General features: G+C 61.1%; 20 protein-coding genes and 2 tRNA genes. 9 read left to right on the top strand and 13 right to left on the bottom strand.

Features of this window, described 5'->3' with window-relative positions:
• Window positions 1-3: 3 nt before the first annotated feature.
• A complete protein-coding gene (gene lipB, locus OVA00_RS31290; RefSeq protein ID WP_268090286.1) occupies window positions 4-723 on the bottom strand; it encodes a lipoyl(octanoyl) transferase LipB in 720 nt (239 codons plus the stop codon).
• 193 nt (window positions 724-916) lie between these two features.
• Here lipB and OVA00_RS31285 point away from each other — a divergent pair.
• From OVA00_RS31285 to OVA00_RS31275, 3 genes are all read left to right on the top strand, one after another.
• A tRNA-Leu gene (locus OVA00_RS31285) sits at window positions 917-1,001 on the top strand.
• 384 nt (window positions 1,002-1,385) lie between these two features.
• Window positions 1,386-1,470, top strand: a tRNA-Leu gene (locus tag OVA00_RS31280).
• Between the two features lie 242 nt (window positions 1,471-1,712).
• The gene (locus OVA00_RS31275; RefSeq protein WP_268090389.1) at window positions 1,713-2,897 is read left to right on the top strand and encodes a serine hydrolase domain-containing protein; all 1,185 of its coding nucleotides are present in this window, start codon (window positions 1,713-1,715) and stop codon (window positions 2,895-2,897) included.
• Between the two features lie 47 nt (window positions 2,898-2,944).
• Here OVA00_RS31275 and OVA00_RS31270 read toward each other — a convergent pair whose 3' ends face one another.
• Both OVA00_RS31270 and OVA00_RS31265 read right to left on the bottom strand, forming a co-directional pair.
• Window positions 2,945-3,214, bottom strand: a complete 270-nt coding sequence (locus OVA00_RS31270; protein WP_060607338.1) for a hypothetical protein — start codon at window positions 3,212-3,214, stop codon at window positions 2,945-2,947.
• Window positions 3,215-3,266: 52 nt separating this feature from the next.
• Entirely contained in the window at window positions 3,267-3,776 is a 510-nt protein-coding gene (locus OVA00_RS31265) for a peptide deformylase (protein ID WP_112976197.1), read from the bottom strand.
• 322 nt (window positions 3,777-4,098) lie between these two features.
• On the opposite strand from OVA00_RS31265, the gene mgtE reads away from it, so the two are divergent.
• A complete protein-coding gene (gene mgtE / locus OVA00_RS31260; protein WP_268090285.1) occupies window positions 4,099-5,520 on the top strand; it encodes a magnesium transporter in 1,422 nt (473 codons plus the stop codon).
• A 71-nt stretch (window positions 5,521-5,591) separates the two neighbouring features.
• Window positions 5,592-5,978, top strand: coding sequence for a MerR family transcriptional regulator (locus OVA00_RS31255; RefSeq protein WP_089044566.1), 387 nt, complete (start codon window positions 5,592-5,594; stop codon window positions 5,976-5,978).
• Window positions 5,979-6,058: 80 nt separating this feature from the next.
• Here the strand turns inward: OVA00_RS31255 and OVA00_RS31250 are convergent, their stop codons facing one another.
• The 3 genes from OVA00_RS31250 to OVA00_RS31240 form a co-directional block, all read right to left on the bottom strand.
• The gene (locus tag OVA00_RS31250; protein ID WP_060607347.1) at window positions 6,059-6,532 is read right to left on the bottom strand and encodes a methyltransferase family protein; all 474 of its coding nucleotides are present in this window, start codon (window positions 6,530-6,532) and stop codon (window positions 6,059-6,061) included.
• Window positions 6,533-6,535: 3 nt separating this feature from the next.
• Window positions 6,536-7,543: a heparan-alpha-glucosaminide N-acetyltransferase gene (locus OVA00_RS31245; protein WP_060517381.1), complete on the bottom strand. Its 1,008-nt coding sequence runs from the start codon at window positions 7,541-7,543 to the stop codon at window positions 6,536-6,538.
• Window positions 7,544-7,673: 130 nt separating this feature from the next.
• Complete coding sequence (locus tag OVA00_RS31240) at window positions 7,674-8,366, bottom strand: DUF599 domain-containing protein (RefSeq protein WP_218686450.1); 693 nt, start codon at window positions 8,364-8,366, stop codon at window positions 7,674-7,676.
• A 746-nt stretch (window positions 8,367-9,112) separates the two neighbouring features.
• Here OVA00_RS31240 and OVA00_RS31235 point away from each other — a divergent pair.
• Window positions 9,113-10,513, top strand: coding sequence for an L-serine ammonia-lyase (locus tag OVA00_RS31235; protein WP_034795990.1), 1,401 nt, complete (start codon window positions 9,113-9,115; stop codon window positions 10,511-10,513).
• Window positions 10,514-10,632: 119 nt separating this feature from the next.
• Window positions 10,633-11,070, top strand: coding sequence for a DUF1489 family protein (locus tag OVA00_RS31230; protein ID WP_034795986.1), 438 nt, complete (start codon window positions 10,633-10,635; stop codon window positions 11,068-11,070).
• A gap of 181 nt (window positions 11,071-11,251) precedes the next feature.
• On the opposite strand, the gene OVA00_RS31225 is transcribed toward OVA00_RS31230, so the two are convergent.
• The 7 genes from OVA00_RS31225 to OVA00_RS31195 all read right to left on the bottom strand — a co-directional run bounded on the left by OVA00_RS31225 (window position 11,252) and on the right by OVA00_RS31195 (window position 16,986).
• The gene (locus OVA00_RS31225) at window positions 11,252-11,521 is read right to left on the bottom strand and encodes a hypothetical protein (protein ID WP_034795983.1); all 270 of its coding nucleotides are present in this window, start codon (window positions 11,519-11,521) and stop codon (window positions 11,252-11,254) included.
• 76 nt (window positions 11,522-11,597) lie between these two features.
• Complete coding sequence (locus OVA00_RS31220) at window positions 11,598-13,130, bottom strand: SPOR domain-containing protein (protein WP_112976200.1); 1,533 nt, start codon at window positions 13,128-13,130, stop codon at window positions 11,598-11,600.
• Window positions 13,131-13,311: 181 nt separating this feature from the next.
• Window positions 13,312-14,046, bottom strand: coding sequence for a hypothetical protein (locus OVA00_RS31215; protein ID WP_268090284.1), 735 nt, complete (start codon window positions 14,044-14,046; stop codon window positions 13,312-13,314).
• Between the two features lie 287 nt (window positions 14,047-14,333).
• Complete coding sequence (locus tag OVA00_RS31210; RefSeq protein WP_268090283.1) at window positions 14,334-14,942, bottom strand: transglutaminase-like cysteine peptidase; 609 nt, start codon at window positions 14,940-14,942, stop codon at window positions 14,334-14,336.
• Window positions 14,943-15,131: 189 nt separating this feature from the next.
• Window positions 15,132-15,419, bottom strand: coding sequence for a hypothetical protein (locus OVA00_RS31205; protein ID WP_268090282.1), 288 nt, complete (start codon window positions 15,417-15,419; stop codon window positions 15,132-15,134).
• A 219-nt stretch (window positions 15,420-15,638) separates the two neighbouring features.
• Window positions 15,639-16,247: a PilZ domain-containing protein gene (locus tag OVA00_RS31200; protein ID WP_034795971.1), complete on the bottom strand. Its 609-nt coding sequence runs from the start codon at window positions 16,245-16,247 to the stop codon at window positions 15,639-15,641.
• 109 nt (window positions 16,248-16,356) lie between these two features.
• A complete protein-coding gene (locus OVA00_RS31195; protein WP_034796042.1) occupies window positions 16,357-16,986 on the bottom strand; it encodes a PAS domain-containing protein in 630 nt (209 codons plus the stop codon).
• A gap of 367 nt (window positions 16,987-17,353) precedes the next feature.
• Between OVA00_RS31195 and OVA00_RS31190 the strand changes: the two genes are divergently transcribed.
• Together OVA00_RS31190 and OVA00_RS31185 are read left to right on the top strand one after the other, a co-directional pair.
• Window positions 17,354-18,085: a rhomboid family intramembrane serine protease gene (locus OVA00_RS31190; RefSeq protein ID WP_268090281.1), complete on the top strand. Its 732-nt coding sequence runs from the start codon at window positions 17,354-17,356 to the stop codon at window positions 18,083-18,085.
• Window positions 18,086-18,346: 261 nt separating this feature from the next.
• A complete protein-coding gene (locus tag OVA00_RS31185; protein WP_034795965.1) occupies window positions 18,347-18,775 on the top strand; it encodes a CBS domain-containing protein in 429 nt (142 codons plus the stop codon).
• Window positions 18,776-18,852: the final 77 nt, after the last annotated feature.

Genomic DNA, 18,852 nt, shown 5'->3' with positions numbered 1-18,852 from the left:
GGCTTACGGCGCGTCGTTCCGCGTCGGACCGAACACGGTCTCGAAGGCCTCGCGCAAGCGGATGTCCACGTCCGGCATCATTACGGGCAGGCCGAGATCGACGAGGCTGGTGACGCCATAACCGCGAATGCCGCAGGGCACGATGCCGCCGAAATGGTCGAGATCCGGGTCGACGTTGAGCGCAAAGCCATGGAAACTCACCCATTTGCGCAGGCGGATGCCGATCGCGGCGACCTTGTCTTCCGACATGGAGCCGTCGGGCAGGGCAGGCTTTTCCGGGCGCCGCACCCAGACACCGACCCGGTCTTCACGCCGCTCGCCCCGAACGTTCATCGAATCGAGCGTGGAGATGACGACGCTTTCGAGTGCCGCGACGAAAGCGCGTACGTCCTGCTTCCTGCGCTTGAGGTCGAGCATGACGTAAACGACGCGCTGGCCCGGGCCGTGATAGGTGTATTCGCCGCCGCGGCCGGTGGCAAAGACCGGAAAACGGTCGGGCATGACGAGATCGGCGGCGTCGGCACTGGTGCCGGCCGTATAGAGCGGCGGATGCTCGACGAGCCAGACCAGTTCATCTGCGGTGCCGGCGGCAATCGCCGCGGCTTCCTGCTCCATCAGCTCGACGGCCTGCGGATAATCGACCAGTTCGGAGGCAATCCGCCAGCGAACCGGGGGTGATTCCGGAGGGGAAAACATGTCCTGGCTCAGATTTTCACGCTGCATTCGCTCGGCATTCCTGTTTTTTAGAGCCTGTACATGGGATGGCGCGAGGCAAGAGTCCAGCGTTTCCGGGGCTCCTTGGGCGGGCTGTTGAAATAGTTTCATTTCCCGTCAAAATTCTGTCGTGATCCCCTTGTGCCCCCAAGGGGCTTTTGCTACATGCAGCCCCGTCGACGCAAGTCGGCCCTACCACGATGCGGTCGTGGCGGAATTGGTAGACGCGCAGCGTTGAGGTCGCTGTGGGGCAACCCGTGGAAGTTCGAGTCTTCTCGACCGCACCAAAAAAACCCGGCTTCGGCCGGGTTTTTTGTTTTTAATCCTGGTGTTATCCAATTAGGCCTTCTGCCCGGGCGCAACCGGCGCATCCCTTTGTCTTCCAGTCCATATCATGCGTTCGAATAGGGGTGGCGGCCGTCGCTGATCTTGCGCGCGAATGCCGAACGAATTGCCGACGATCCCGTCGTGGCGAGAGCGAGCCTCGAAAGGCGTCGGGAAGGTTCGTTCGCTGGTCTGAAATGCGCGCGCTGAACGCCGTCTTTTCGCGCCGCACTGTGAATGCCCTCCCGTCCGTCGCCATCGTTTAATTTGTCCACAGCCATCCCTTGTGCACTCAAGGGGCTTTTGCTACATGCAGCCGCGCCGACGCAAGTCGGCCCTACCACGATGCGGTCGTGGCGGAATTGGTAGACGCGCAGCGTTGAGGTCGCTGTGGGGCAACCCGTGGAAGTTCGAGTCTTCTCGACCGCACCAAATACCCGGCTTCGGCCGGGTTTTTTGTTTCAAATCCATGTTTAGCTTCCCCGTTCTGGCGCGCCCTGATCGGCGGCATCGTGATGCCTTCTGGCAATCTGAGTCTCGCTCGTTTCGCGCTGAGTTGGCCGGTAGAAAATGGCTTGGGTCGCCCTTTGATGTTAAGATTTGTGCGGCGGTTCAACGTGAAGGGTGGCACGACCGCCACGCGTGTCGAAGCCTTGGCTGTGCGGGAGGTTCCTTTGTCCGGCGATCTCAAGACTGCTGCCGACGCAATCCTAAACGCCGCGGTCGCTTCCGCCGATGGCGTGCCAGGCGTTGTCGCGATCGCCTCGGATCGCCACGGCAATTTTTACGCGGGCGCCACCGGAAAGCGCTCTTTGGCTGACGCGACGGATATGACCATCGACAGCGTCTTTGCGATCTTCTCGATGACGAAGGCGATCACGGCGACGGCCTGCCTGCAATTGGTCGAGGAGGGCAAGCTCGATCTCGACGCTCCCGCCAGGCAGTACGCGCCCGAAATCGGCACGCTGCAGGTGATCGAAGGTTTTGACCTCGCCGGGAATCCGAAACTCCGCCCGCCCAAACGGGACATCACCACGCGCATGCTGCTCCTGCACACGGCCGGTTTTGGCTACGATTTTTTCAACGAGACCTATGCCCGGTTGGCGCGGCAACATGGACAGCCGAGCGTGATCACCGCCTCCCATGCATCCATCCGGACGCCTTTGCTCTTCGATCCCGGCGACGACTGGGAATATGGGAGCAGCCTGGACTGGGCCGGGCAGGTCGTGGAGGGCATCACCGGCAAGCGGCTTGGCGCTGTGATGGCGGAACGCATCCTCCAGCCGCTTGGTATGGAGGACACCGGCTTTGCAATGACCGCATCCATGACATCCCGCGTGGTTACCTTGCACCAAAGGGACGATGCCGGACGTTTGTCGCCGTTGCCTGATTTCAGGCTCCCGCAGGCCCCGGAGGTCCAGATGGGCGGGCACGGTCTCTATTCGACGGCCGTCGACTACGCCAAATTTATCCGCATGTGGCTCAACGACGGGATGTCACCCGGCGGTCGGGTGCTGAAGGCCGAAACCGTCGAAATGGCGGCAAGGAACGGCCTCGGAGAAAGGAAGATCAAGAAGCTCCCGGGGGTAATAAGAAGCCTGTCGCACGACGCCGAATTTTTCCCCGGCATGCCGAAGTCCTGGGGGATAAGCTTCATGATCAACGATGAAGCAGCACCGACGGGGCGGCCAGCCGGTGCGTTAGCCTGGGCGGGGCTTGCGAACCTCTACTACTGGATAGACCGCCAAAACGGTCTCGGTGGCCTGTGGGCGACACAAATACTGCCCTTTGCCGATCCCGCTTCGTTCGGGAGCTATCTCGATTTCGAAACGGCGGTGTACGCGGCTCGAAATACATAGCGGCGACGGGCGACAGAGGTCGCTGCGCCCGTACGCCCTGATCCGTGTCAGTTGTTGCCGGCAGGTCCGCTCTGGTCCATGCGGCGGCGGACGAGCTTGTAGGTGCGGTCGGGCTGAACCTCGTAGGTCTCGTAGACCATCTGGCCTTCATACATGAAGCGGTTCTGGATCATGGCGCCCGGTGCGGCCTGTGTCTTCCTGTTGGCCGCGTTCTCGCCATAGGTCAGGCTCTGGGGCAGGGGCTCGAGATCTTGCTGGGCGCTGTTGCAGCCGGCGAGCGCGAGGAGGCCGATGAGGGCGAGATAGGTCGGTTTCATGGTTCGGTCCTTGGTGACTATGACGTGATGTTGCGAGCAGGGAATCGGTGCGCTAGCCGCGCGCCTGCTCCCTGGTCAGCTTTTCGAACTTCTTGATGGCGCGGTCGCGCTTCAGTCGCGAGAGCCGTTGTGTCCAGAAGATGCCGTCGAGCTGGTCGATTTCGTGCTGCAGGCAGGTGGCCATGAAGCCATCGGCTTCCTCGTCGATCGTCTCGCCGCCAAGTGTCTGGTAGCGGACGCGAACGGCGCGGGGGCGCTCGACCTCTTCCAGGATGCCCGGCATCGAGACGCTGCCTTCCGTATGGGTCGCCTTCTCGTCGCTATACCAGATGACCTCCGGATTGACGAAGGTCCTGGCGCCGCTTTCGCGGTCGAGCTCGATCACCGTCACGCGCTCCAGGATGCCGATATGCGGCGCGGTAATACCGACGCCGGGGGCGCCCCGCATCGTGTCGACAAGGTCCGCGGCCAGCGCCTCTAATGCCGCGTCGAAGAGGGTGATCGTCTCCGCCTTCCGCGTCAGCAGCGGGTTGGGAAAGCGGACAATGGGGCGAATGGCCATCAGATCTTCCTTGGCGGCGCCAAATGGGTGTTGCGCCTCCGATATCTCGACTGAAGTGCTAGCCGATCGCGCGGTCGATGTCGACTGTGTCGAGAAGCAGCCGGTTTTTCATGTATTTGCAACAGCTTGAATAAATCTGTTGTTGCGGCGCGCCCGGTGGTATCTGTGCTGTGGACCTCGGCAGGGCTTTGCGCTAGCAGGCTGTAAGGCCAGAATTCCCGCCCATGGCGGCGGATGAGGGTGAGGCAAACGTCAGTGGACGCATTCTTTCCGGCTCGCGAGGCGGACGGCCGGGAAGCAGCAAATCGTTTCGAGGGCGCGCATGAGCAATACTGGCGACGAAGACCGCGGCTCAGAAGACGTCAAGGCCTTTGACGGCTCGGACATTTATGCCGACGACGGTTCTATCCGCTCTGATATTCTCATGCATGTCGGCGCGGCAATCGCCGACCGCGATACCATCTATCTGCGCCAGCACGTTGCCGGCCTGCACTCGTCGGAAATGGGTGACCTGCTCGAGGCGATCCAGCCCGATCAGCGCCTGGCGCTGGTTTCGCTGCTCGGCAAGGAATTCGACCTTTCGGCACTGACGGAGGTCGACGAAGCGATCCGTCTCGATATCGTCGAGCACATGCCGAACGAACAGATCGCCGAGGCCATCGGCGAGATGGATTCGGACGATGCGGTCTACATTCTGGAAGACCTGGACCAGGAAGACCAGGACGAGATCCTGGCGAAGCTGCCGTTTACCGAACGGGTTCGCCTGCGACGCTCGCTGGATTACCCCGAAAGCACGGCCGGCCGGCGCATGCAGACCGAGTTCGTGGCGGTGCCGCCATTCTGGACTGTCGGCCAGACGATCGACTACATGCGCGAAGACGAGGACCTGCCGGAGAGTTTCACGCAGATCTTCGTGATCGACCCGACCTTCAAGCTGCTCGGCGCCATTGACCTCGACCGCATCCTCCGAACCAAGCGTTCGGTCAAGGTCGATGCGATCATGCACGACACCAGCCATGCCATTCCGGCCGAGATGGACCAGGAAGAGGCGGCCCAGCTATTCGAGCAATACGACCTTCTTTCTGCGGCCGTCGTCGATGACAATGGCAGGCTTGTTGGCGTGCTCACCATCGATGACGTCGTCGACGTCATTCAGGAAGAGGCCGAGGAAGACTTGCTGCGCCTGAGCGGCGTCGGCGACGAAGAGCTTTCGGACTCCGTCGGGGAGGCATCGCGCTCGCGCGTGCCCTGGCTGTTCATCAATTCGATGACCGCCTGCATCTCCGCTTCGGTCATCGGCCTCTTCGACGCGACGATCCAGCAGATCGTGGCTCTCGCCATCCTGATGCCGATCGTTGCGGGCATGGGCGGCAATGCCGGTTCGCAGACGATGACCGTTACCGTGCGCGCGCTCGCAACACGGGGTCTCGACATTCACAACGCGCCGCGCATCATCCGGCGTGAAGCCGGCGTTGGGCTGCTCAACGGCATGATCTTCGGCACGCTGATCGGGCTTCTTGCCGGTCTCTGGTTTCAGGACCCGAACATCGGCGGCATCATCGCAACTGCGATGCTGATCAACATGATGGCTGCGGCCCTTGGCGGCATCCTCGTGCCGCTCTGCCTCGATCGCTTCGGCGCCGACCCGGCGGTCTCTTCCGCCGTCTTCGTGACGGCCATTACCGATATCACCGGCTTCTTCAGCTTTCTCGGCATCGCCACCTGGTGGTTCCACGTCACGTAACGTGGCGGGTTGTTTGACTTTTACGTCAAGGTCAACGATAGTGCATGCCCAGGAACACATGGAATGGCAGCGTGGATAAATACTATAGCATCACCGAATTGACGCGGGAATTCGGCATTTCCACGCGAACGCTGCGTTTCTATGAGGACGAGGGCCTCATCCATCCGGAGCGCCGTGGTCGCACGCGCCTGTTCCGGCCGGCCGACCGGCGGCTCATTCAGGAGATTCTGCGAGGGCGCCGCATCGGCTTCACCATCGCCGAGATCCGTGAAATCATTCAGGTCTACAAGGACCCTCCCGGCGAGCTCGGCCAGCTTCAGCTGCTGATGTCGCGCGTCGAGGAAAAGCGCGAAGAGCTGCGCCAGAAGCGCAAGGACATCGACGATACGCTGACGGAACTCGACAATGTCGAGGAAGCGTGCCTGACGCGTTTGGCCGAAATCGGCGTCGGCACCTGAAGGGTTGCTGGTTTATGTCTGGAAATTCCGAAGGGTAGCGTTTGCGATGCCCTTTTTGCTGCGTGTATCCCTGCCGGCGCTCAGATCCAACGGCTGGTATGCCGGCAGTAGCGCTCGAATTCGAAACCGAAGCGCGACAGCAGGTGCCGCTCTTCACTGCGGATGGCAAAGAGTGTGGTCAGCATCACGGCTGCGATCGCCATGATGAAGAACCACGGATTGAGCGTCGCCAGCCCAAAGCCGATCATCATCAAGGTGTAACCGAGATAGATCGGATTGCGCGTGAAGCGAAACGGACCGTAGGTGACCAGGCATGTGGCCGATCGGTAGGGCATGACCGCCGTATGCCGATCGAGCAGCGTTTTGACGGCCCAGAGGGCCAGCCAGATCGCGACGATAATCAGGGCGCCGCCGCTGATCCAAGGAAACCAGCCGTGTCCATGTGCCACCGGAATGGGAAAATGTCGCGCCAGTAGAAGCGCCGCAAGAGTGGCGACCCCGTAGAGAAGGGCCGGCCATGGGAAGTTCAGCGGCTTGGCACGATAGGCATTCATGTCCTAGTCCCCTGATTGCACGTTCATTGTGCATTGCTGCGCGATTCGCGCAATGCGTTCATCGCTGCTGACGTTGATCTCTCCCCTGTTCAGGCTGTCGAACAGGTTCTGTTCCACCAGACGGTCGAGGGTACAGCCGCAGAAGCTGTCGCACGGCACGGCAGGATTTCCCTGGTTGCAGGCCGCAACGCAATTGCTGCGGTAGGCTTCCTTGGGATCCGGCAGTGTCGGCGGAGAGATCAGCGAGAAGAGATAGACCAGTCCGATGAGCACGGGCTGGTGAATGAGGTATATGGCCAGACTGTGACGGCTGCCGAAGACGAGGGGCGTCATCCACAGCCGCCCCTTGCCATCTGTGGAGGGCCGGCTTGCAAGCGCGGATACCAGCCGCGCGTGGAAGAGCTTGGCGGCGCCAAGGCCGAGCAGAAACGGCCCGAGCCACGGCAACAGCGGCACGTAGTCGTTGGACCGTGGCAGCGTCTCGGACAGACCGACCCACCAAAGCCAGGGCGCATCGAAGATCGGCGAGCGCAGATAGAAGGGTGCCGCGATGGCCGCGGCGGCTGCGGCGAAGGAAACGACGGCAGGAAGCCTGAGGAATATCAGGCCGATCAGGCTTGCCGCGGCGATCGCGTGCAGGATGCCGAAGAAGATGAAGGTGTCCGGGAAGGCAAAATAGGTGGCAATCGTGATCAGCGCTGCTGCGCCGGCGATCTTGGCGAAACGGCGCAGGAACGCGTTGATGCGGATCGTCGGCCATTGTCCGAGCACGAGGCTGTAGCCGGCAAGAAACAGGAAGCTGCTGGCAATCAGCCGCGCAAAAATCTTCCAGCCGCCGGTGCCGGCCGTGCCTGCTGCGACATAGCCGAAGAACTCGAGGTCCCAGACGAAGTGATAGGTCGCCATGGCAAGCAGCGCCACGCCGCGCGCGACATCGATGAAGGCGAGCCGCCTGCCTGTCGGTTTCGCTGGGGTCTCTGCTGCCGGTGCGGTCACATGGATATCGGACATGGGCATTCGCCATCCTGTTGGCGTGAAGAAGAGTGGCAGGCCTGGCTTGCGCCAGGCACGCGTCCTTGATTGCTGATGGAACGCCGCGGCCGCGATCCGCAGCCGTCCGGCGCGCCGGTTGCGCGGATTGTCAGGGTGCTGCGTCCTTGAGGAGCGCGGAACGCGCTTCCGAGAAGAACTGTCTGCGGGTCAAGACGAAGATGACGAAGACGGTGAGCGCCACGAACACATAGGGGCTGATGAACCAGCCGAGATAGCCGATCGAAAGAAAGATCGCCCGGAGACCGGCGTTGAAGTGCTTGGCGGCAAGCACGTTCATGCGGATCGCCCGTTCGGCCGCCTTTTCCGCCGCATGTCGATCCCGCTGCATGTCGGCGGTCATCGGGATGCCACCCATCAGGATCGAGCAATAGTTGAAAAGCCGGTAGGACCAGCCGAACTTGAAGAAGGAGTAGCCGAAGAGGCAGGTGAGGCCGCCGACCTTCAGTTCGAACGCCGTGCGCCCGCCATGGAAGACATAGGGCATGTCGGCAAAGATCATCTGCGCCTGTTCGGTAGCGCCGAGCAGTGCGAAGCAGCCGCCGAGCGCGAAGATGGTCGTTGAAGCGAAGAAAGCGGTGCCGGCCTGGAGCCCCGCGATGATCTGCGTATCGATCATCTTCAGGTCGCGGTTGAGCGAATTGCGGATCCAGCGGCCGCGATGCTCGTTCATGAGGCGCGTAAGACTCACGCGTTTGAAGCCGCGCGTGCCATCGGTCGCCCAGCTGAAACCCGCCCAAAGCAGGATAAACACGACAAGCGCTATGTAATCTTCGAAGGTCATACACGTGTTTTTGGCATGGCTTTTGGAAATTGCAAGGTGGCCGGGGCGGCGTCGGAATCCGCGACGCGTCAACTACTGTGATGAAATTGCGGCGGAATTTCTTCCCGGCCGTACCGACCATTTGTGCGGTTTTCACCAGGATCCTGTGTTCGGTCGCACGGGCTTGACACCTTTCCGCCACATTCCCCCATTGCGCATTTACGCTTTCTTCAATATGCATGGCCCCAGACGCGGGCGCCCACTGTGCTGCCCGCGGCCGTTGAGAGTGTTTTCGGAGACATCATGGACAATACAATTCAGAAGTCTTGCTGGGGCGTAACTGCACGCGCCGTGGCTGGTTTCGCTGGCGTTCTTGTTCTTGCTTATCTTTTCGGCGGCCTTTGATATCTAGTATCTAGAAAAGTCCACTGATTGACGGCGCGGCTTCCCAAAAGCCGCGCCGTTTTTGATTCCAGGCAACCAGTGGCGCTACCCGGAGCCCTTGCGGGAGGTCAATGTCGCACGGACGGGATCGAATGTCGGTTGACCGCCTGACGGCCTGCTATGGGATCGCTTAGGCTTCGTTCCTATATCTGCTTGCGGATCTCCTTAAATCGGCACCGATCAAGGCGTAAAATCCACCAGCAAATAAGACGGTATCACGCCGGTTCGCATACACTTCGAAGCGTGGTATCGAGGCAATCGTTAATGCGGTGCCGGGCGATCATGCCCGTGCGTCGCGGGTCAGTCTCCGGGGCAGGCAGCTTATGTTTCTTTCCGTCTTCGACGTGTTCAAGATTGGTATCGGGCCTTCGAGCTCGCATACGATGGGGCCGATGTCGGCCGCCAATCGCTTTCTCGATCTCATCCTTTCCGACGACTGGCCACGTCCGTCCCATGCCTCCGTTGCGGCAATCAAGGTGAGCCTGCACGGTTCGCTCGCCCACACCGGCATCGGCCACGGAACGGGCAGGGCGGTGATCCTCGGACTCGTTGGCGAACGCCCGGATCTCGTCGATCCGGATCGCATGGATGCTCTCATCGATGAGGTCGAACGCACGGGCCGCATTACACCGCCGGGCCATCCGTCCTACGAATTCCAGCCGAAGACCGATCTGGTCTTCGACAAGAAGGTGCCGTTGCCCGGCCATGCCAACGGCATGTCGTTTTCTGCCTTCGACCGCGACGGCCGGCTGCTGTTGAAGCGGATCTACTATTCGATCGGCGGCGGCTTCGTCGTGACCGACACGGAACTTGAGGCCATGCGCGCCTCGAAGAACAAGGCGACGGGCGTCAAGGTGCCGTTCCCGTTCTCCTCGGCCCAGGAAATGCTGGACATGTCGGCGCGCTCCGGCTTGACGATTGCGCAGATGAAGCGGGCGAACGAAGAGGCGACGATGTCGCCGGACGAACTGAACGCCGGGCTCGACCGAATCTGGGGCGCCATGAGCAATTGCATCGACCGGGGCTTGAGCCAGGACGGCATCATGCCCGGCGGCTTGAAGGTTCGCCGCCGCGCCCGCTCGATCCACGACAAGCTGCAGGAAGAGTGGCGTTCCAACAAGGCCAATCCGCTGCTTGCCAACGATTGGCTGAGCGTCTACGCAATGGCGGTCAACGAGGAAAATGCCGCCGGCGGCCGCGTCGTCACTTCGCCCACCAACGGTGCCGCAGGCGTGGTGCCGGCGACGATCCGCTATTACATGCATTTCCATGACGACGCCGACCAGGAAGGCATTCGCGACTATCTGCTGACGGCTGCCGCGATCGGCGGCATCATCAAGCACAACGCCTCGATTTCCGGCGCTGAGGTCGGCTGTCAGGGCGAGGTCGGCTCGGCGTCCGCGATGGCGGCGGCGGGCCTTGCTGCCGTTATGGGCGGTACCCCCGAGCAGATCGAAAATGCCGCCGAGATTGCACTCGAACATCACCTCGGCATGACCTGCGATCCTGTGGCCGGCCTCGTGCAGGTGCCCTGCATCGAGCGCAATGCGCTTGGCGCGGTCAAGGCGGTGACGGCCGCTTCTCTGGCGCTCAAAGGTGACGGCAAGCATTTCGTGCCGCTCGACGCCTGCATCGAGACGATGCGGCAGACGGGCGTCGACATGAACGAGAAGTACAAGGAAACATCGACTGGCGGTCTTGCGGTCAACGTTGTCGAATGTTGAGGCTTGCAAGCCTCTCGAAGCCCAGACGCCGGTGTATCGACCGGACGTATTGCGGTGATTGTGGATGAACGACGTCTGGCCGCTTGACCGCAACGGCCGGACGGGTGTTCAAAAAAGCCATGTCTCTACATCTCATAAAGCTTTGCGTCGGAGCGGAATCGATCGAGGACCTGCGCGAATGGGTTTCGCGCAAGGCGATGGCGGCCATGGCCGCCGGCCTTGAGCCGCACTCGTTTCACACGACGCGCATGGTGCCCAAACGCGTGGAGGAGTTGCTGGAAGGCGGCTCGCTCTACTGGGTGATCAAGGGCAGCGTGCAGGCACGCCAGCCGCTCATCGGCATCGAGACCTTTACCGACGGCGAAGGTATCGGCCGTTGTAATCTGCTGCTGGGTCCGGAAGTGATCGAAACCGAACTGCAGCCGCGTCGCGCGTTTCAGGGATGGCGTTACCTGACCGACAAGGACGCCCCGCGCGACCTGGCGTCGCTATCGGGCGGCGGCTCCGAGATGCCGCTCGAACTGCGGCGCGAACTGGCCGAACTCGGGCTTCTCTAGAAGTCCTATGCCGCGGGCATTTTGCTGAGCTCTTGGCAATCGAGCGGCAACCAACGCGTCCTTGAAGGTGTCGCCTGCTTTCGCACTCTTCTGCGCGCGCGAAACGGCCCTACCGAGGCCGCACCATCATCCAGCCAGAAAGCAAAAAGGCGGCCGTGGCCGCCTTTCGGACTGTGAATGTTCAGGTGATCCGCATCTTCAGCGGATGGCGCCGGTTTGGCGCCGTCACGTGAAGGTGGATGCCCGCGCGCGGCTGGGTCGAGCGCCAGGCTCGAGCTCCGTGCGTCAAAAGCATGCCGACGAGATCGCGTGTCTTGGCCTTTGATCGATTGAGGCCGAGATCGGCGATGCGCATGGCCGCCTCGTGCAGGGGGTGCAGATTGATGCGCGACGGTTTAGCCCGTCGCCCCGGCAGCGGGGTGACACCCGGAACGTTCTCGTTCATTGCCATGTTTAACCTCGTTACGCTGTACAAATCCGAGGAAGGCGGCCGGAAAACAAACACATCCGGCCGCCAAATTTCGTCGTTACTGCTGGCTGGCCCAGCAGGAGATGCCTTTCTTCTTCAAGGCCTTGCAGGCGTTGACTGCCGAATTCTGGTCATCGAAGCCGCCGAAGCGGGCGCGGTATACCTGGCCGAAGGCGACGGTGAACGGCTGCGCGTTGCGCAGTGCCTTGCCACCCTTGTCCTTGGCGTTGCCGAGCAGCGTCATGGCCTGATCCTTGTCCGGAGTGGCACCGATCTGGATCACCCAGCCCTGCGGCTGCGCCGGCATCGGCTCGGCCTTTGCGACTTCAGCAGGCTCTGCCTTGGCAACAGCCTCTGCCTTCTTCGGCACGGAATTGGTGATCTGGGTGTCGACCATCGCTGCGGTCGCAGGCTGGCGAAGCTTCAGGCTCTGCGCGTCGAGCGTGTTGGGAACGATTTTCGGAGAAAGGACAGGGTTGTCCGATGCACGCTTGTTGCCGGCATAGGCCATCTGCACGCTGCTGGCGCTTTCGCCGTTGTAGCGGAAATCCGGAACGGGACCGGTGTTGGGCAAGTCATGGCCAGTGGCGACGGCTGCGACGACCGGCGTCTCGGCAACGGGCGCTGCGGCTGCAACCTGGGTCTCTTCGGCCGGAACGGGGGTCGGCTTCGTCTCGGCAATCAGGTTGCCGTTGCCGCGACGCGATGCGTCCGGCATGTACTTCGCGACCAGGCGGCGCATCTGTGCATCGCGGCTGGCGCCCGAGGTGCCGCCCATGACGACGGCGACGATGCTACGGCCGTCGAGCTGGGCCGAGGTCACGAGGTTGAAGCCGGAAGCGCGCGTGTAGCCGGTCTTGATGCCGTCGACGCCGCGCACATTGCCGAGCAGGCGGTTGTGGTTGCCGATGGTCTGCTTGCCGAAGCGGAAGCTGCGCGTGGAGAAGTAGTCGTAATACTGCGGGAAATGCTGGCGAAGCGCGAGCCCGAGGCGGGCCTGGTCGCGTGCGGTCGTGCGCTGTTCCGGATTTGGCAGGCCGTTGGCGTTGCGGTACGTCGTGCGCGTCATGCCGAGCGCGCGCGCCTTGTTCGTCATCATGCGGGCGAAGCGTTGCTCGGAGCCGCCGAGATACTCGCCAAGTGCCGTGGAGGCATCGTTGGCCGACCGTGTAACGAGCGAAAGGATCGCCTGTTCGACGGTGATCGACTGGCCGGCGCGCACGCCGAGCTTCGACGGAGGTTCCGCGGACGCATTTTTCGAGAAGGGAATCTGCGTGGACTTGCTGATCCGACCGGCTTCGAGCGCCTCGAAGGTGAGGTAGAGCGTCATCATCTTGGTGAGAGACGCCGGATAGCGCAGTTCGTCGGCATCCTCGCCATAGAGGATCTTGCCGGTCTTGGCATCGACGACGATGCCCGAATATTTGGGATTGGCGTAGGTCGACGCCGCAAAGCCGGGCAACACAAAGGCGACCGAGGCAATGGTGCCTGCCAGGACGACCCGCTTTACCATCTTTGAAAGAGCGCCGAACGGGCGCTTCGCGAGATCAAAAAAACCGGTTTGGGACACTACGCTGCTCTTTATTCTCATGTCATGGGGTTGTCCGGACGCCGCCTCCGGGAACGACCGTTCTCGAGACAGTATCGGCATAGCGTTACCAATCGGTTTATGATGAATGATTGGTTTCCGGAATCGGACGCATTCGTACAAAGACAATTCCGGTGTAGCGCAATGATGCGGTGCCTGCCTGCACCACATCAGTTGGACGAAATCAGGGCACGATTCGGCTTTTGATGAAAGCTGTAATCGCGTGGTCGATTTCCTTCCATTGCGGCAACAGTTTGTTGGCGAAGCGGTAGAGCACGACGAGGTCCTTGCCGGCATGAATGTCGCGCTGGCAGTCGGCGCTGGTCGATATGGTTTGCGCGTCGGATTTCAGGCAGCGCACCACGTAGGGCGCCTGGCCTGTCCGCTCCGCAGTATAAAAGACTTCGCCTGCGTAGCTGGAGGCAGCTTTGGTCGCATGTAAAAGCAGTCCGTTCGGCCCGGGGGATGGAGTGCCATCGAAGACCTGCTTGTAGATCGGCTCCACCCGACCCGACATGTCGCGGGACATCGTGCTTTGCGAAATCTGCAGGAAGATCAGATTTTCAGGCGCGTCGACGTCGTTAAAGAGGTTGCGATTTTCGTCGCTATAACCTTCAAGGCTGGGCCATGTCAGGTAGACATCGACACGCCCGACGATCGAGGTGGCACGTTGGGCCTCGAAGCGGATCATGTTCGCCGGCAGCCGCAGATGATCCTGTCCGATGAAGATATCGTAGGGTTCTCTGCTGGCGGTGTGACCGGCCAGCGCCAGGTTTTCGCCGAACCATCTTCCCGCGAACGCGATTGCCGCCGTCAGGGCTGCGAGCACAACAACGACCGCCGTCACCCGGTAGATGAAGCGGGCCGACAGCAGCGGCCGGAGTTCCGGTTCGTCTATCCCGTTTGGAGCGTTGCTCATGGTGGCCGTCCCGTCGCGTTGGCCGCGCCCAAGTCGAGTGTCGAGCCCCTGGTTGGCGGCGGACCGAAGTGTGGCAGACGCCGCTTGCCCGACGCTGGTCGAAGACGGTTAACTTTCGATGAATGCCCTATGCCTGCGTGCGTCCGGGGAGACAAGGCCGCATAAAAAAAACGGCCGGTTCCGAGGGACACGGAACCGGCCGAGGCTCGGTCTGGACGGGGAAAATGGAATGACCGAGGCCCGTTGGGAGACGTCCGCCGGGTGGCGGCCCACCTGTGTTTCAGATCTTACTGCGTGCGAACGCTACCGACGGCAACGGTGCGGCCGTCCTGAAGCTTGACCCAGCGGCCGGAATGCGCGGTCGATTGGCGCTTGAGGTAGGTGTATTCGGTATCCGACCACAGCAGCACCTTGTTGCGCATGTTGTCGAGGATGAAGTCGCCGCGGTCGGTGCGAACGGTGAGGACGGCATGGCCGTCGCCATTCGGCTGCAGCACGACGGTGATCAGCAGGTCGGATGCGGAGAAGCCGTTTTCGATCAGCTTGCGGCGCTTCAGGAGGACGTAGTCTTCACAATCGCCGACGGTTTCCGGATAGGACCACTTCTCTTCGACGCCATGGATTTCCATGTCGGTCATCGGAGTGATCGCCTGGTTGACGTCGTAGTTGATCTCGAGAATTTTCTGCCAGCCTTCGCGGGTCAGCACCATCGGGCCGCCGTCCTTGCCGTTGGAGGTGCACTCCGACGCATAGATCTTGCAGAACTCGTAGTGGCCGATCGGCGGGTTGGTGGAGCCGGTCACGACCATGTTGGCTGGAAGCGCCTGAGCCGTGCCGAAAAGGCCGCCGGTGAAAAGGACCGCAACCGCGATCATCTTAGTGATTGTCTTGAGCATGATTGTCTCCCCGTTATGGTTCGACAATGGCACAGACGTTTTTATCGCTCGCGAACTTGCGAGCTAAAAACAAGTACAAATGAAAGTCGTATAAGAATAAAACAAGAATAGAATTTTATTTGTATTTGAATCGAATTTGAATCAAATTTTATCGATTTTAGCTCCGCCCGCTCGTGGAGGTGTAATTTGTTAAGCATTTAACCCGCTGTATTTGTTTGGGTATGCGGGAAACGAGCGACTGGGCGGTGCAAAAACTGCGGCGCGGCCACGGCAGGAGATGCATCTTTGCAGCGTCTGTACTTGCCACTTCAGGAGAGTTTTGACTTGAAATATGCGTTTTCGCTTGAATTTCACCGGAAAAATATTTGCGGACGACGAGAGCATTTTGATCGCGGCGCCGGACTTGTCTCGAAATGATCCAGGCGCGGATGCGGCGCGCTTCTGCTCGCGAAAACCGCTCCAGTTGCCACCGATCATCGTGTGTCTTCGGGGTAAGGGACGTAGGGCCTAAGCGAGCACGCCTTTAGCGCGTTCTCTCGGGCGTCGCCGAGCGGAGCGATGTGGGAATGGGGGTTCGTTGCCGCACAAAAGAAGCACGAAGACGGTTTTGTGTTTGAAGGACAGTTCGGGAGATGGTCGGGCCAGGAGCGTTGCTCAATGCAAGGCGGGTAGCCGAAGGACGGCGCAGGCGCGCCGTTAGAGGAATTCGGTCAGTGCCTCACGGGACTGGATGCCCAAGAACTCGATGGCGCAGCCTTCCTGGAAGTGACGGACGATCCGGCCCTTCATATTTCCCAGGAGGATGGCAGTTCCGATCGGTGGGCGGTTCTCGATGTCGACGGCAGCACCGGACAGCGAAAGGTCGATGATGCGGCACGGGAACTTCTCGCCCGTGTCGAGCGTCAATTCGGTTACCGTTTTGCGCGGCGCAAGGCGATCGTGGCGGCGGTCTTCGGGCAGGCCGAGCTCATGCTTATTGGCGATCCAGGTGAGCTGGGCCGCGAGCTTTTCGCGCTTGCGCTCGGTCGCGTTGAGCTGGATGACGAAAGCGCCATCGGCGATGCGAGACACCGTGCCTTCGAGGCGACCGACGTGATCGACATAGGCGATGATGCGTTCGCCCGCGCGCGGCTGGGCCGGCGAGGAAAGCAGGACGTCGCCGGGCGACATGTCGATGGCGGTGCACTCGAACTCGTCACGATTGGCAAGCATCAGCCGCCCCGCCAGATTCACGGAAACGCGCTGGAACGCACCTTCGTGGTGCGGTTTCGGAGCGGTATTCTGTGCGTGCTGAAACGAGAACATGATGACTCTGTGGCGACATAGCTTGGCTGGCGGAGCTTAGCCTTTTCAAGTTAATAGAAGGTTCGTCCTCCGGTTGGTCCCTGACATCATCTCGGGACAGTCGGCGCGATCAATCGCGGCGCCCGCCCTCGAGGATGCGGAGATGCCCGAACTGGCGGAATTCGCGCGAAAATGCGCCGGCAGCAGGCGATTTCGCAAAGGCATCGCTCTGTCGCTCGGTTTCCTCGTCGCGAAACACAGCAGTCCGATCAGGGTCGAGAACCTTCATGCCCGTCGCATCGAGACATTCGATTGAGGTTGCATGCAACCAATACGGGCGGGAAAGAGGTGAGAGGGCGCCAAGGACCCGGTCACTTTCTCCTTCGCTGGAGGCAAGCGGCAAAAGCAGGGTTTCGATATCGACTTCCCGCGCGTCGGCGGTGCGGCCCTTGGCCGAAAGCACGAGCGGCACACGGTGTGTCATGACCTGGCCGGTGATGCGCTGCGTTTTCGCCGCCTGGCTGCCGAGCCAGAGCATGCCGAATTGCCGCCCGCGTAGCTCCTGCCCGAAGAGTGCGCACACCTGGGTTCCCGCCAGGCGAAACGAGATGCCGGCATTGCGGTCGCGCTCGAGAATGAACAGGTTCGGCAGCAGCGTTCTGATGTCGGAAGGTTCAAGCTCGTCGCGGCGCGGAAGCTCGCGCTTCCCGCGAATGGTGTTCCAGTATCGGAAAAGCTCCGTCGTCGTATTGCTGCGCATCGCTTCTTTCATTCCATTCCTGCGGCCCGTTGTGTCCCGGTTCGAGACATCTTCGGCCATGCATTTCGGTTCTGAGGATTAAGGAGCGAAAACCGTGCCAGCCGGAAATTAAGGTTAACAAACGGTTTCCGTTGCAGTGCGCCGCCGCAACTGGCAGGGGAGGACATCACTTTACGAAGCGTTGTCTTCGGCACTTGAACTGGAGCTCGGATCTGAGCTTGGCGACCGTTCAGTTTTTGCTGGACGGTCTTTTTTTGTTTGCTTATGGCTGGTCGCCCCAACTCCAGTCCTAATTCCGGTGATGCCATGCCATTGCCGCGATCGCACAGGAATGTGTGGGCCGCATTGAGAGGAGAACACAGCAACCATGGAACGAGATCAGACGGCGACGCCACCGGAAGCAGAGCGCGACAGCGCCGCGAACCCGGCGCGCGAGCCGGCCTTCAATCTGCCGGCGGGGCTGACCTTCATCCTGCTGTTTCTGATCGCAATCCATGTTCTGCGAACCTACGTGCTGCCGCCGGCGATCGATCAGGAGATCATCTTCAACTTCGCCTTTCTCCCGGCCCGCTACGATCACCCATTGGCCGAGCAGGGGCTTGCCTGGCTGTGGAGCCCCGTCACCTATTCCTTCCTGCATGGAAGCTGGGAGCATCTGATCTTCAACATCTTCTGGATGGTGGCCTTCGGTGCGCCGGTCGTGCGGCGGATCGGCATGGGGCGTCTCGCCGTGTTCTGGTGCCTGTCGGCGGCGGCCGCAGTCGCGCTGCATACGGCGTTTCACTGGGGGGAAATGATCGTCGTCGTGGGCGCTTCCGGCGTGGTGTCCGGATTCATGGGGGCTGCCGCACGCTTTGTCTTCTCGCCGAGCGGACGCATCAGCCGGCAGTTTGCCCATCTCAATCGCCGGCTCGACGTCGGTGAGGCTCTGGCCAACCGCTCGGTCGTGGTCTTTTCCGGTATCTGGTTCCTGACCAATTTCCTGATCGGCCTTGGCATGTTTACCCCCGGCGGAGCGGGCAGCGTGGCCTGGGAAGCGCATATCGGCGGCTTCCTCTTCGGCTTTCTGCTCTTCAGCCTTTTCGATCCGCGTGACTGACGGAGCGAAAGATCGGCGGACGGCGCTTGTGAGCGCTTGATTTCCCCAGGGCGCTGGCGCACCATTTGTTACGGTCGCCCGTGATCGAAAGACTGGGCGACCCGTGTAGGCCGGGAATCGAATGCCATCCGCGTCTGAGGAGCACGCGAGACGGCTTTCGCAAGCGGCCAGGGTACAGGTTCCATCGCCCGACCGTACCGCACGTGAGATGGCTGGACCTATCCCTGCCGACCCGGTGTTGTCGCAACGGGAGATGTGCGCATGTCAGTAAAAGCCATACTCGATGAAAAGGGCCGGAATGTCGTAACGGTCGGCCCTCAGATGACAGTCCAACAGGCTGCCATCCTCTTGCGTGACAATCATATCGGTGCGGTCGTCATCCTCGACGCGGACGATCAGATCGCAGGCATCCTCACCGAGCGCGACATCGTCGCAGCGATTGCCAAGCAGGGTTCGACCTGTCTCGAAAGGCCGGTGGCAGCGGTCATGTGGCAGAATGTCTATTGCTGCACCGAGGACATGTCGGTTCAGACCCTGATGGAAATGATGAGCAAGCTCAGGGCCCGTCACCTGCCGGTCGAAAGGAACGGCCAGCTTGCCGGCATCGTCTCGATCGGTGACGTGATCAAGCATCACATCCGCGCCATCGAGCACGAGACCGAACAGATCAAGGCCTATATCGCCGGCTGACAGGAAAGGGCGGCATTGCGCCGCCCTCTTAATCCCCCTGGGAGCCGCGAAGCACCCGTGTGTTCAGGATGCACCCT

Source organism: Ensifer sp. SL37 (genome assembly GCF_026672675.1).
GTDB classification, from domain to species: Bacteria; Pseudomonadota; Alphaproteobacteria; order Rhizobiales; family Rhizobiaceae; genus Ensifer; species Ensifer adhaerens.
The sequence above is the reverse complement of the archived record's forward strand: the minus strand, read 5'-3'. Positions and strand labels throughout refer to the sequence as shown.